The sequence below is a fragment of the Paenibacillus sp. FSL R7-0048 genome (genome assembly GCF_038004505.1).
GTDB classification, from domain to species: Bacteria; Bacillota; Bacilli; order Paenibacillales; family Paenibacillaceae; genus Paenibacillus_AQ; species Paenibacillus_AQ odorifer.
Genome location: NZ_JBBORF010000001.1, coordinates 6,075,940 through 6,089,178, shown reverse-complemented (window position 1 = coordinate 6,089,178; position 13,239 = coordinate 6,075,940). Strand labels below are relative to the sequence as shown.

13 protein-coding genes and 1 other annotated feature are annotated in these 13,239 nt (G+C 45.1%); of the genes, 5 read left to right on the top strand and 8 right to left on the bottom strand.

The annotated features are described in order from the left end of the window. Positions 1-276 precede the first annotated feature (276 nt). The 4 genes from NSQ91_RS26970 to ylbJ form a co-directional block, all read right to left on the bottom strand. Positions 277-1,716, bottom strand: a complete 1,440-nt coding sequence (locus NSQ91_RS26970) for a S41 family peptidase (RefSeq protein WP_312148975.1) — start codon at positions 1,714-1,716, stop codon at positions 277-279. Between the two features lie 81 nt (positions 1,717-1,797). Continuing rightward, positions 1,798-2,982 (bottom strand): copper amine oxidase N-terminal domain-containing protein, encoded by a 1,185-nt coding sequence (locus tag NSQ91_RS26965; protein WP_340920644.1) that lies wholly within the window; start codon positions 2,980-2,982, stop codon positions 1,798-1,800. 146 nt (positions 2,983-3,128) lie between these two features. Next, positions 3,129-3,932, bottom strand: a complete 804-nt coding sequence (locus NSQ91_RS26960; RefSeq protein ID WP_076184770.1) for an NAD kinase — start codon at positions 3,930-3,932, stop codon at positions 3,129-3,131. Positions 3,933-4,006: 74 nt separating this feature from the next. Further along, positions 4,007-5,269, bottom strand: a complete 1,263-nt coding sequence (gene ylbJ / locus NSQ91_RS26955) for a sporulation integral membrane protein YlbJ (protein ID WP_340920639.1) — start codon at positions 5,267-5,269, stop codon at positions 4,007-4,009. Positions 5,270-5,681: 412 nt separating this feature from the next. Here ylbJ and NSQ91_RS26950 point away from each other — a divergent pair, with 412 nt between their 5' ends. Both NSQ91_RS26950 and NSQ91_RS26945 read left to right on the top strand, forming a co-directional pair. Next, the gene (locus tag NSQ91_RS26950; RefSeq protein WP_076134176.1) at positions 5,682-6,065 is read left to right on the top strand and encodes a globin domain-containing protein; all 384 of its coding nucleotides are present in this window, start codon (positions 5,682-5,684) and stop codon (positions 6,063-6,065) included. A 36-nt stretch (positions 6,066-6,101) separates the two neighbouring features. Then, positions 6,102-6,818, top strand: coding sequence for a DUF2225 domain-containing protein (locus NSQ91_RS26945; protein ID WP_036685310.1), 717 nt, complete (start codon positions 6,102-6,104; stop codon positions 6,816-6,818). A gap of 78 nt (positions 6,819-6,896) precedes the next feature. Here the strand turns inward: NSQ91_RS26945 and NSQ91_RS26940 are convergent, their stop codons facing one another. Beyond that, the gene (locus tag NSQ91_RS26940; RefSeq protein ID WP_036685307.1) at positions 6,897-7,127 is read right to left on the bottom strand and encodes a hypothetical protein; all 231 of its coding nucleotides are present in this window, start codon (positions 7,125-7,127) and stop codon (positions 6,897-6,899) included. Then, positions 7,124-7,315, bottom strand: a complete 192-nt coding sequence (locus NSQ91_RS26935) for a YycC family protein (protein ID WP_036685305.1) — start codon at positions 7,313-7,315, stop codon at positions 7,124-7,126. The genes NSQ91_RS26940 and NSQ91_RS26935 overlap by 4 nt, the downstream gene beginning before the upstream one ends. A gap of 118 nt (positions 7,316-7,433) precedes the next feature. Between NSQ91_RS26935 and NSQ91_RS26930 the strand changes: the two genes are divergently transcribed. Beyond that, positions 7,434-9,233, top strand: a complete 1,800-nt coding sequence (locus tag NSQ91_RS26930) for a M3 family oligoendopeptidase (RefSeq protein ID WP_036685300.1) — start codon at positions 7,434-7,436, stop codon at positions 9,231-9,233. 612 nt (positions 9,234-9,845) lie between these two features. Beyond that, complete coding sequence (locus NSQ91_RS26925) at positions 9,846-10,256, top strand: hypothetical protein (protein WP_036685297.1); 411 nt, start codon at positions 9,846-9,848, stop codon at positions 10,254-10,256. A gap of 153 nt (positions 10,257-10,409) precedes the next feature. Here the strand turns inward: NSQ91_RS26925 and NSQ91_RS26920 are convergent, their stop codons facing one another. Together NSQ91_RS26920 and NSQ91_RS26915 are read right to left on the bottom strand one after the other, a co-directional pair. Next, on the bottom strand, positions 10,410-10,640 hold the full coding sequence (locus tag NSQ91_RS26920; RefSeq protein WP_036685295.1) for an alpha/beta-type small acid-soluble spore protein: 231 nt from the start codon (positions 10,638-10,640) through the stop codon (positions 10,410-10,412). 200 nt (positions 10,641-10,840) lie between these two features. Next, complete coding sequence (locus tag NSQ91_RS26915; protein WP_076184767.1) at positions 10,841-11,815, bottom strand: aldose 1-epimerase; 975 nt, start codon at positions 11,813-11,815, stop codon at positions 10,841-10,843. A gap of 134 nt (positions 11,816-11,949) precedes the next feature. Further along, positions 11,950-12,189: a binding site (T-box leader), on the top strand. 63 nt (positions 12,190-12,252) lie between these two features. On the opposite strand from NSQ91_RS26915, the gene trpS reads away from it, so the two are divergent. After that, entirely contained in the window at positions 12,253-13,239 is a 987-nt protein-coding gene (trpS, locus tag NSQ91_RS26910) for a tryptophan--tRNA ligase (RefSeq protein ID WP_036685592.1), read from the top strand.

Genomic DNA, 13,239 nt, shown 5'->3' with positions numbered 1-13,239 from the left:
CAATGAAGCTATTCGTTAGAAAGAGGCGTAATTATGGTGTTTTTCATACCAATAGCGACTATGGAGTCCGATAGCATAACAAATATGGATTAATATTGCGTTTAGGGTCATCCATGTCCGATAGGTGCTACAGATGTTTCGTAGGTCCAAATATTATCAAACTAAACAAAGAACAGGAGTTGTCCCAACGGCCATTTCATGGCTTATGTGAGACAACTCCTGTTTTTACTCATTGGTGCTTGATTCAGCAGCTTAATGATTAGTGAGATTAAGGATCTATTTTACAGATAATTTCAATTGTTCCTGTGTTGCATTGTAACTCCATACAAGCGCAGGGAACTTCTTCTTAAAGGCATTTAATTCAATGAAGGTCTCGCCGTTCTGAGAAAGCGCCTCTTTGGAGGACAATGTAAAGCCGGTCGCTTTACCTGCCCCGTTCGTTACGATGACTTTTTTGTTCTTGGCATCCCATGTGATGTCGCCTTCGATCAGAGCACCTAATACGAGCGAAGAAGCATAAGTCTTATCTCCTTGCTTTATTAGACCCACATTACCAGCAAAGGCAACCCCGTTGACGTTCAAGATATGATGATCACCGGAAACCTCAATGCTTTTCATTCCTGCAATCTGAAGAGCGGTAATCAGCTGTGCAGTTTTGCCTTTAACCTCAATATCCGGTGCAAGGCCGATGTGATTAAAGTCTTCTTTATTTGGAGTTAGGTATTTCTGCGTAGTCAGCTTCAGCATGTCTCCATTAGACATTGGAAGCAGGCTCTGAATACGTGCTTTGCCGAAAGAACGAGTGCCTACGACGGTAGCGAGCTTATTGTCACGTAATGCGCCAGTAAGCGCCTCAGAAGCGCTGGCAGTGTACTCATTCGTTAGAATAACGACGGGTACGCCTATTTTGCTGCCGCTGGTAATCGTTACTGGAGTAAGTGCTCCGGTTTGATCAGAGGTATACATCATAATGCCTTTATCCATAAAATTGGAGGTAATGTTGTATGCCGAATCCATATAGCCGCCTAAGTTGTCACGCAAATCAAGCACCATCGATTTCATACCTGCTGCGCGCATCTTTTTCAGCATGGCGGCGAATTCTTCATCGGAATTCTGTGTGAAACCGCTCAGTGTGATGTAGGCTATCTTCTGTCCAACAATGGTTCCGGTAACGGAAGTTGAGCTGATTTCATTCCGGGTTACACGAAATGATTTAGACACTCCATTCCGGAGCACCTGCAGAGTGACCTTGGTGCCTGCGGCTCCGCTTAACTCGTCACCTTCAGTCTCTTCAACGGGGATTCCGTTAATTTTGACTATCGTATCGCCGCGTTTCAGACCTGCTTGTTCTGCAGGCGAACCGGGTGTTATGTCTTCGATGTAGAGTTCAGTTGCGGTATATTGCAATCTAACACCAATACCAACGTATTCCAGATCAACATCATGTTCAAATTGTGCCGCTTCCTCGGTATTGAAGTATTGGCTATAGGGATCATCTAGGGTGTTCACCATGCCGTCAATGGCTCCACGAATCAAGGTATCCTTATCTACACCGGAGAGGTTATAGTTCTCCAGAATATTCATGACTTCATTGATAAGATCACGGTTATCTGTAGATGCCTGAGCGGCATCGGCAGCAGACACCACTGGAGCAAAAGTTAGGGATAAAGCCAGACAGCTGCCTAGAAGTGCACTTATTACTTTATTGGATTTCATGGAATCATACGCCCTTTTTATATAATTTATAAGATAAGAAAGTATACACTGCACGAATTAACTTTCTGTGACGTATGGTTGTTAGGATTTCACAAGTTTATAGTAAACGCTGTAGGTGTTATCAGTAGTCCATACCCCGTTATCCGACTTGGATAAAATGAAGATCGTGCCTTGCTCAAAAGTTTCCTCTTCACTGGCATCCTTCTCTTTGCTTTCTACATAAATAGCTGCTTCTTTGGCGCTAAAATAGTAGATACTCGAAACGCTTGGAGTATAAATGACGTCATATGAAGTAAAGAAATCTTCCAGATCTTCCTTAAGGGAAGTATCATATTCTTCTCCGTATGAAGTCATGGTGGAAAGAACAGCGGCCGAATTTTGTTCATTCATAGCTTGATAATATTTGGTGATATTACCTTTGATGGCATCCGCATCATTTTGAGGAATGTTAGCTGCTATTTTTAGAGCTTGTTCACGAGTCAGCAGTATCACGGAGCTTTGGGATTCCACAGATGATATTTTCCAGCTTCCATTCTTGCGGACAAGTGTATACATGTATTCGTCCTCTGTATCTGGCGTATAGGCCCCACCTGTCCGGCGAGAGCTTTCCAGTGTATAGACAGTAGCGTCATTGCCTGAAATATCAATGATTTCCAAACTCACAATAGTATTTTTTATGTCAAAAATCTCAAAGGATGCATTAAGATCCGCTACTGACTCCGCATTTGAGGATTCTGAATCCATAAGGGAATAGAAGCTAATCGCTTTTTCTTCATTGAAATACTTATTAGACAAACGGATTAATGCTGTAATCGCTGCTTCGTCCTTATCTTTGGATACTGGGGTGGTAATTTGCACGCTTCTGCTGGTTGAATTCCAGACGGCTGTGCCTCCGGTTGCCTCTGCGATAAAACGTAAAGGAATGTATGTAGTGCCAGCTGAGGAGACTGGTGCGGTGGTCAGTTTTTTCACGGTTCCGTTAACGGTTGCGCGGTTGCTGCCAATTTTTAGGCTGATCGCCAGATTTGAACTTTTACCTGTTACTGTTCCAGTCTTGGCATCCCAAAGCACCTGGAGTCCAAGCTTTTCGAAGATGACCCGGAAAGGGACAAGTACAGAATTGTTCGCTAAGTATGGGGTTCCTGCGGTAAAGGAAACCTTACTGCCGTTGATATAAACATCAATCGGTTTTGAAGCAGCAAAAGCCGGGACCGCCAGTATCAGGGCCAGAAGACTTATGCTCAAGAGGGATAATAATTTTTTCAACAGTACTCTCTCCTTTTATGTAACTCTTTGTAAAATAGCCTCATTATACCATTTGATTTCTCTCTATGTCTATCAATTGGTGTTAGTTTTGTCACACCAAAAATAGCCGGAGATATTGAAATCTCCAGCTTTTTGATCCCCTGATCTCAGACTAAGAAAGCTTCACGGACACGGTTCCAGAACGGAAACGGACGATACCTTGCGAAGCTGACTTTTTTGTCTGAAACTTGACAGCGTACTGAAATCAGGTCATCAACAGGAATGTTGTTATGATCTACGGTGAGCAGCAAACGCTGGTCTTTACATGAAAAAATGTCACAATGATGATGCTTCGGCAGTAGTAGCGGCGAGCCCATTGTCCGGAATACACGGTTGTTAATAGACGCGATTTCGGCAATCTGCAGCGCTTCTATTGAAGGGTGAACCATAGCGCCCCCAAGGCTTTTGTTATAAGCGGTGCTGCCAGAGGGAGTTGAAATACAAAGTCCATCGCCCCGGAACATTTCGAAGGTGACATCATTGATGTCGATTTGGATCATTATAGTTCCATCCACCCCTTTAAGGGTAAATTCGTTGAGGGCAATGTGAGACGAAGATCCCGATTTTTTGTGAATCTCCAGCTCTATTAATGGATATTTCACAATGCGCGGTTTCTGCGGCTCAGTATCACCGGTTCCGCACATATAATCGATTAAGGTGGGCAGCTCTTCTGCTTGCCAGTCCGCATAGAAGCCGAGGTGTCCTGTGTGCACACCTACAAAGGCTAAGTTGGGAATCTGATCGATAAAGGTATGAAAAGCGTGCAGCATTGTGCCGTCTCCACCTATCGAGATGACGATTTCCGGAGACTCGGCATCCAGTTGCAAATCCCGCTCCGCCGCCAGCTTGTGAAATTGCTCGGCAAGTTTGATTGACAGCTCATCACCGCGGTCCAGAACATAATATCTCAAGATGTACAAGCTCCTTTATATAATTCCGTCATACACCGATCATAATCAATCTTGCCCCGGAACACAATATGTAATCAACTTCGGCGCATCAATCGGAGCATTGCCATAAAGACAGGAATAAGCAGTGACACTAGAAGAGCAGCGGCCAGTATAAGACTCAGTAGAGCTAGGCTGGCAGTGACACCAGAGGCTGAAGGTGTAAAGGCGGTGGAGGCTGGCAGAGAGACCCAGGCAGAAGACAATCCTGATCCCATCACAGGCTTCCATAGCAGCACCACGAGACCTGCTGCGAGTACGGCATGTATTAGTCTCGCAGTTAAGAACGGCAGATAACGCAGCCCGGTACCGTTCAAAATACTGGCGACTTGGGCATGTACAGATAATCCGCCCCAAGAGAGAATAAAGGCAGCTGCTGCGACCTTGAATTGAAGCGGGATGGAAGAAGCGGCTTCACCAGCAGAACGGGCACCTATGGTGACCTCGAATAATCCGCTGATCAAGGCCTGAGCTAATTCGGGAGGCCCTCCAACAAGGGAGACGAGAGATCCGGCCAGGCTAAATAGTGAGGGCAGGATTCCGGCACGGGCAAGCAGCTCCATTAGCACGTTGAAGAATACAACCAGACCCCCTACGACAATAATAAGCTGTAGCGAGGATTGGATCGCTCCTTTTAACAGCTCCCCGAAGCTACGTCCATCCTTGCGCCGGGCTTTGGACATCGCAAGGAGTGCGGCATGTATTCTGCCGAATCCTTGTTTTGCTGGAGCAGAGGGGACGTCAGAACTACTTTTTGTTGGGTCTTGGGTGGGGGTCTTTTGTTCCTTACGTCCATGAAATGACATTAGGAGACCAACCATTAAGCCACTTCCGTAGTGGGCTAGTGCCAATATTAGCCCCAAAGAAGCATCGCGAAAGAACCCAACGGATACCGCCCCTAATAGAAAAATAGGATCGGAGGAGGTTGTAAATGCTACAAGGCGTTCACCTTCGATTCTGCTGATCAGCTTCTGCTCCCGCAGCTTAGCGGTTAATTTGGCTCCAACGGGATATCCTGATACATATCCCATGGCCGCGACAAAACCACCGCTGCCTGGTATACCGAAGAGGGGACGCATCAGTGGATCAAGTAAAGCGCCGAAGAGATGGACAATGCCTAAGCCTAGCATGATTTCAGAAATGACGAAGAAGGGAAACAGTGAAGGGAAGAGCACGTCCCACCAGATGGCCAGGCCACGTAAGGCTGCGGCAAGAGATGCTTCAGGATGAAGTAACATAAGCAGCATACAACCTGCCAATATGAATCCCAGCAGCGGGCCGCCAATCTTTTTAAAAGTCATAATTAACGCCTCCTGGTCTATGGTTAGATGTATGCAAAAAGAGGGACAAACAGCACAAAAAAATGGAGAAAGCGGTTACAATTATCTGTGCTTTTTCGCAGGAATTATGATATTATGTAATAAATAAATGCACCCTCTGTTACACGATTAAATGGGATGGAGTGATGGCGATGAGCGTTATAGCCGGAGTTCTCGTTTGTGCTTTTGTATATGTAATCCGGGTCTCTCTCGTCCCTCCTGGTGATGAGGAATTTAGGACCTACTAACCTTACTCTTCAGGCGCTGAACTATAGTTTAGCGCCTTTTTTCTGTAGTTTAGAGAGCACTTTCGACGGATATCCGTGTTATGCTTATCTTTGGTATAATAAAATAAGTAACGTTTCATTAATATGGAAGAAGGCTGGTAACCTCAATGAATCCAAATGAGAGTATATATGACAATCTAGGGGGGGCTGAAGCACTACATCGGTTGGTGGAAGTGTTCTATGCCAAGGTACAGCTTCATCCGCAGCTGGGACCCTTGTTCCCTGAAGATATTACTCCAGTTCTGGAGAAGCAATATCAATTCCTGACACAGTTTTTTGGCGGGGGTCCACTTTATTCGGAATTACATGGACATCCCATGATGAGAGCAAGGCATATGCATATTCCTATTACTCCAGAACGTGCTGAGGAGTGGCTACAATGTATGAAAGAGGCACTGGTGGAGACTGGAGTCGAAGAACCACTGCGTTCATTCGTGCTTAGCCGCCTTGCAGGTCCTGCACATCATTTTGTTAACATGCCCCAGGAATAATAAGGGACAGGTTGATCCTGAAAGGAATGAGAGTACTTGACAGAGTTAATACCCCTATATTCTATTAAGGTCAAGTGTTGCAACTGTGAAAATGAATTTTCAACCTCGCGGGTACGCCCTAGTCTAAAAAAGGCTATTCGGCGTGATGCTGATTTCTGCGCGTATTATAAAAATGAGAATCCGGATTATTATGTTGTACGGGTCTGCCCCAATTGCGGGTTTGCCTCCACAGAAAATTCGGCTGACAAGCTGACGGAACGCCAGCGCAAGGCATTTAATGAACAGGTAGGGAAACGCTGGAAGAGCCGGGACTTTGGAGAGAAACGAGACTGGGAAACTGCGCTCGAGACCTATAAGCTGGCGCTTTTATGTGCTCAAAGTATTAACGATAAAGATCGGATTATCGCAAGTCTGCTGCATCATATTGCTTGGCTCTATCGCTATCAAGGGGAGACTGAGCAGGAGAAGCGTTTTTTACGCTATTCTTTGGACGAGTATGTTAAGGTCTATGAAATAGATGGCATTGCCGGCAATGATGCCCGGCTCATGTACCTGATCGGCGAACTTAATCGGCGGATCGGAGAATACTCAGTGGCTGTAATGTGGTTCTCCCGTCTGATCAATGATCAGAAGATCATGGATGCGGCGATGATTCGAGCGGCACGTGAGCAGTGGGTTATTTTACGGGAGCAAATGCGTGCTGAGGCTCTAGATGTTGAAGTTGATATCGAAGGCTTGTCTTCAAGTTCATAATGTTTGCGAACAACAAAAAGCGCAGAAGAGAATTAAATTCTCCTCTGCGCTTTGTAGAAAGAAAATGTTTGGATTTGCTTATCTGACAGCTCGATCGAACAAAAGGTAATCGCCGTCATTATCTATAACTGTAGGACTGGCGCTGCAGCAGGGGAAGACGAGCAGTTTTTTCTTGCCGTCACGAACGATTTGTAATTCTTTTGGCTTCATAGGCAGAAGCACATTCTCTGAGTTGCAGAATGGACAGTATTGCACATACATATCGCCTAGAATGATGTCATAAGGCCAGGTATGACTAAATGGAATCATTGTGAGTCCTTCCCAGAAGGAGTCTCTTCATTTTCGCCCTCAGTTTGTGGGGGATTTTCTTTTTTGGATAGCTCCGCTATTTTTTGTAGTAAAATATGTTGGGGCATATGCATCAAGTGTTCCAAAGGAACGCCTAGTTGCTTGGATAACGTAATGGCTGTTTCCGGTGAAATTTGTAGTGGCTTCATATGGATGCCCTCCTAAAGTTTATCGGCTATAAATGTTCAGATATCGTTATTCACTTTACCATGGTGTTAAGACAATTACAAAGAAAGTCAAATGAAAGCAAAGGAATGGTGAGTACACATGAAACAACCGTTATCACTGACTTGGGAACTTGATACTATTTTTCCGGGGGGTTCTTCGTCTGCAGAGTTAGAAGGGTTCTTGAGCAAGCTTGAAAAAGATATTTTATCCTTGCAAGGCTTTGTGAAGGATGCTGTGGCACCAACGGATGTTGCGTCTACAAAAGCATTGGATGAGGTTATAGCATTGCTTCAGAGCTGTTCAGGAAGACTTGTGGAGGTCACTTCCTTCGCAGACTGTCTAGGCGCTCAGAATCAGATGGACAAGGGTGCGGTAAGGCTGGCGGCCAAAGTGACAAGCATGCGCGCTGGATTCGAAGGGATCAGCTCGCAATTTAGCAATGTCCTTCGTCAGACTACGGACAAGGTATGGGCTGAGTGGATGGCTCGTCCAGAGATTGCTCCTTTAACGTTCGTACTGAGCGAGAGCCGTGATTTGGCCCGTGAGAAGATGAGCCCTGAGCTGGAAAGCTTAGCGTTGGAATTAGCTGTTGACGGATATCATGGATGGAGCGGGCACTATGATACGATTGTGAGCTCGATCAAGATCCCATTTGAGGATGAAGAAGGAACAAAGCTGCTATCTGCTGGTCAAGCTTTTAATAAGTTGGATGATCCAGATCCAAAAGTGCGTCAAACGATGTTCCATAAATGGGAAGAGGCTTGGACTGAAGCGGCAGATAATTGCGCGGATACCTTAAATCACTTAGCAGGCTTCCGCCTGAAGCTCTATAAGGGCAGAGGCTGGGACGATGTTCTGAAAGATCCGCTCAGCATCAATCGTATGACACAGGACACCTTAAATACAATGTGGGACGTGATTACGAATAGCAAACCTGTACTTGTGTCCTACCTTCAGCGTAAAGCCAAGCTGCTGGGGCTGGATTCTCTCTCATGGGTCGATGTCGAAGCTCCTGTAGGCAAATCCTCCGGCAAGATCCCTTATGATCAAGCTGCGAAGGATATCGTCACACAGTTCCGTAAATTTAGTCCTAAGATGGCTGAGTTTGCAGAGCGTGCCTTTGATAATAACTGGATCGAGGTTGAGGATCGTAATGGCAAACGTCCTGGTGGATTCTGTACTTCCTTCCCTGAGAGTAAAGAATCACGGATATTCATGACTTACAGCGGTACACCTTCCAATGTTTCAACATTGGCCCATGAGCTGGGACATGCTTATCATTCCTACCTGCTTGATGATCAACCTGTATTTAATCAGAATTATGCAATGAACGTTGCAGAGACCGCTTCAACCTTTGCAGAAGTGATTGTATCTGATGCTCAGGTTAAAGCTGCGGGCAATGCAGAGGAGAAGCTGGCTCTGCTTGAAACGAAGATACAGAACAGTGTGGCATTCTTTATGAACATTCACGCTCGATTCTTGTTCGAGACTCGCTTTTATGAGAAACGTAAGGAAGGTCTTGTAAATGCTGAGGAACTGTCCGCTCTGATGGTGGAAGCACAGAAAGAAGCTTTCTGTGGTGTGCTTTCTGAATACCATCCTCACTTCTGGGCGTCAAAGCTGCATTTCTATATCACAGATGTACCTTTCTATAATTTCCCGTACACCGTTGGTTATATGTTCAGTACAGGCTTATATCGTCTGGCATTACAAGAGGGAGCTTCCTTTGCAGACAAATACGATAGCTTGTTGCAGGATACCGGCGTGATGACATTGGAGGATTTGGTGCTCAAACATTTGGGTGTGGATCTGACAAAACCGGATTTCTGGCAAGGAGCTACAGATCTGATCGTGGCTGATATTACCGAGTTCTTGGAGATGACAGAGCATTTAGCGTGAAATGTCTAAAATAAGACAAATTTCAGGACACAAAAAATAACGGAATTTCAGTGTGAACACGCAAAGACCCCGGTTAAGGGGTCTTTTTTTAATGCTTAAATGTCGAAAACCCCCGGTTTATAAAAATTAATATACGAATGATCCATGAATTTTGCGCATTACTAGGGATAATAACCCAATTTTGTAGAATAATGTTGTTTGACGTATTTAAGGGGTCTATAATGAGCCTTGAGCCTTATAAAAGGCTTGCATGGAAGACAAATGAGCTCAGCTCAAAAAGCTTAAGTAAGCGCTTACTAAGCCGATTTGTACGAAGTAAACTCGAAGTAGCTAAGCTCACAAAACGATATAAATCGAACCAGAAACTTGGGAAAAGGGGAAGGAGTGGCGGAGGGGAATTTTGGAACTGTAAGAGCGGGAGCGACTGCCTTTGTCTCCGAATTTCACCCGCTATACGCGTAAGAATTCAAGAAATTTGGAGACAACAGCGGCTGGAAGTCCAAACATTCCCCGCAGTAGCGACGGACCCTTAGCCCAAATATTTAGGGTTCGATTTATAAGACGAAGAAAACTCGAAGTAGCTAAGCTCACAAAAATTTTAGGAGGAAAGATATGCTTAAGACAGAACAGCTATCATTAGCAAGACAGATGGATTTGGTGTTTAGGGAACTGCAAGAGGAATTATCAGGACTATCTTCCGGTACGGTATTTGTGCAAATACGAAATAATACCATTGGCAAATTCGGCATACGTCATCACCCTTTAGCCGGTCGGGGTGGTGGATTCACAGAAGTGAAGGAAGGAATAACGGAGAGCCAGCAGTCTTCTTTTCGTCTAATGGCACTGGAGAGTCTGAAATACAAACGCCGTTGGACTCATGGTGAGATCAGCTATGAATTCGCTATAAGACAGGGCAAGCTAATCGTAGATGCTACGCTGGAGTCTAATTATAATATGGCGAATCTGATGATTCGATCTCCCCGTAATGCTTACGCCGAGAGTGCTGATCAATTTTTAAGTTAAACGTTTTACATAAAAATTGTTTGCAGCTGGGACTATAGGCTATAAATTAGAAAAACCCCCCACAGCTTCTAGAAGAAGTGTGAGAGGTTTGAAAGCTAGTCGGCAATAGGCTTTTTAAGACCTCTGCCGGATAAAACACTTAAGATAACGATGTTACTGACGACCGGACAGTTGTTGTTCTGCCAGTTGTACTAGACGTTTAGTGATGTAACCTCCCAAAGAACCAGTTTCGCGGGAAGTGTAGTTCCCGTAATAACCGTCAGCTGGGATCGTTACTCCAAGCTCTTGTGCTGCTTCATATTTCAATTGTTGCAACGCTGCATTTGCTTGAGGAACTACAAGGTTATTGGAACGGCTGCTACGACCTTGACCTGCTTGACCCATGTGTGTCACCTCCTTCGCCCGTTGTGAAGATAGTATGAGCGCTAAGAGGCTAATTCATGCATGCTATCGAAAGGTTTTAAGGATGGTAATTATTAGTCGATTAAAAGTAAGGGTAGAAAGCCCAAATAACTAAGCTCGCACAAAAAATCGGCCTTCTCTTACGTAAACGCAAGGGAAGACCGATATAATGTATATCTGCTTTAATTCTCGGGATAGATCATTTCCAGCATAGTGGACAGCTCAAGACTTTGACCTGGTTCTACCTTCAGCAAGCCCGTGAAGGAAGGGTCATCGGAAACGTTAGGAGCATCCGGGAGCCAGGTGTAAGGTTCGATGCACAGAAATTGATCGGCCGGACCTTTGGTATACAGGACCCAGTGGCGGAAATGATTCTCGTCAGCTGTATAACGAAGACCATAACCATCATCGCGTAATAGCAAGGCTTCTACGGGCTGCTTGTCACCAATACGTAGAGCAGTATCAAAATTAGTTCCCTGGAGGTTGATTCCAGAGTTTAGTGAATCTAGATCACCAAGTGGAATTAGATTGCCGCTAGGGAGCAATTCATCGTTTAGTTCATAAATGCTGTTTACGGGCAGCTTGAGATTCCAGCGTTCAGGTTCTCCATCGATCATAAACCAGGTGTGATAGCCGATCCCAAAGGGAATACGATGATCGCCGAGATTTGTAACCTTTAAAGTCTGGCTGAGCCGGGCATCCTGAAGCCTGAATGTCATTTCGAATTTGAGTGGAATGGGAAATTGCTCCATCCAGTGCGGATCATCTTCAGTAAGGAATTCAGTAGTGACTGCACAACCGTCCTCGTCTTCTTCAATATCGCTGACACACCAGGATTGAGTCCGGTGTAGACCATGGATATGATTGTCACCAGCGGTATTCTGGTCAAATTGATAACTTGTACCCTCGAATTGAAATTTTCCTTTACGAATTCTTCCGGGTGGAATTAAGAGCGGGATGCCAAAATGGTAAGGTTTTTGCATAAAGAAAGCTTGATCGCTTTCATCAGGCCGCCGCAGAATTTCCCGTTGTTCTTTTACATCAAACAATGAAATCACGTTGTTTCCTAGTCGCGGCAAAAGCGTGACTTCCAGTTCGCGGCTGTGCAAAATATAAGTATCATAACCGCCCCACTGCCCTTTGGTCACCTGTTTCATGAGATATGCTCCTTTATCGTAACTGTAATCGAATAGAACATGGATAACCTTATCATAACAGATTTATGCGGAAGTGGTTAAGTGATTTGACAACTTCTCTTTATGGTTCTATGATGAAGGCATTAAATTATGATGAGAATGTGATGACGGGGACAAGTAGACAGGAAATGCACCTTCAGAAAGCCGGTGGTTGATGCGAACCGGTAGGACACTCCTGATGAATGGACCCCTGAGCGCCGCGCTTGAACGGGAGCAAGATGCCCTAGTAGACCGGCCGGATCTTCCCCGTTAACGGAAGACTAAGGCTGTTTCCCTTTGACTATACAAAGGTTAAGCAGCGAATAAGGGTGGCACCACGGTCTCACGTCCCTTGCGGATGAGGCTTTTTTTGCGTTCTCGGAAATTGGAAATCACATCTAACGGAGGTCTATATTATGTTGAAAAAAGTAATGTCAGGCATACAACCGAGCGGTTCTCTAACTTTGGGTAACTATATCGGAGCGCTGAAAAATTTTGTGAAGCTGCAAGACGATCATCAATGTTTCTTTATGGTTGTCGATATGCATGCGATCACCGTTGCTCAAGATCCTGCGGCATTGCGTGAGCAGTCTGAAGCTGTAGCTGCACTCTTTATCGCGGCAGGAATTGATCCTGTGCGTTCGAATGTATATATGCAGTCTCATGTGCCTCAGCATGCGGAATTGGGCTGGATCATGACTACGCTAACGGCAATGGGCGAGCTTGAGCGTATGACACAGTTCAAAGATAAATCATCAGGTAAGGATTCGGTTGGCGCGGGCCTATTCGTATATCCTTCTTTAATGGCAGCAGATATTCTTGTTTATAATGCGGATCTTGTGCCAGTAGGTGAAGATCAGAAGCAGCACTTGGAGTTGACCCGTGATTTAGCTGGCCGATTCAATAACCGTTTTGGCGAATTCTTTACGATTCCTGAACCGTATATCCCTGAAGTGGGCGCACGCATTATGTCTCTGGATGATGGCACTAAAAAAATGAGCAAGAGCAGCCCGAATGCAGGCAGCTATATTGCCCTGTTGGATTCGCCGGATGTGATCCGTAAAAAAATCAGCCGCGCAACGACTGATTCTGGACGTGAAGTGATCTTTGATCCGGCTAACAAGCCAGAGATTAGTAACTTGATGAGTATTTACTCGGAATGTTCTGGAATGTCCCTTCAGCAAATTGCCGATCGTTATGAGGGACAAATGTATGGTGGCTTTAAGAAGGATCTTGGGGAAGTGGTTGTATCCACACTTGAGCCTTTGCAACAAAGATATCATGAAATTCGCAGTTCAGGTGCGATCACTGATATTCTTGCCGAAGGTGCTGAACGCGCACGTATTGTTGCAGCTGAGACGTTGAATGGCGTAAAAGAGCGGATGGGCTTTCTGCCAGCTCGTTAA

Coding starts and splice junctions, on each gene's coding strand:
- NSQ91_RS26970 (WP_312148975.1), bottom strand. CDS start 1,716: ATGAAATCCAATAAAGTAATAAGTGCACTTCTAGGCAGCTGTCTGGCT.
- ylbJ (WP_340920639.1), bottom strand. CDS start 5,269: ATGACTTTTAAAAAGATTGGCGGCCCGCTGCTGGGATTCATATTGGCA.
- NSQ91_RS26950 (WP_076134176.1), top strand. CDS start 5,682: ATGAATCCAAATGAGAGTATATATGACAATCTAGGGGGGGCTGAAGCA.
- NSQ91_RS26940 (WP_036685307.1), bottom strand. CDS start 7,127: ATGATTCCATTTAGTCATACCTGGCCTTATGACATCATTCTAGGCGAT.
- NSQ91_RS26935 (WP_036685305.1), bottom strand. CDS start 7,315: ATGAAGCCACTACAAATTTCACCGGAAACAGCCATTACGTTATCCAAG.
- NSQ91_RS26930 (WP_036685300.1), top strand. CDS start 7,434: ATGAAACAACCGTTATCACTGACTTGGGAACTTGATACTATTTTTCCG.
- NSQ91_RS26925 (WP_036685297.1), top strand. CDS start 9,846: ATGCTTAAGACAGAACAGCTATCATTAGCAAGACAGATGGATTTGGTG.
- NSQ91_RS26920 (WP_036685295.1), bottom strand. CDS start 10,640: ATGGGTCAAGCAGGTCAAGGTCGTAGCAGCCGTTCCAATAACCTTGTA.
- NSQ91_RS26915 (WP_076184767.1), bottom strand. CDS start 11,815: ATGAAACAGGTGACCAAAGGGCAGTGGGGCGGTTATGATACTTATATT.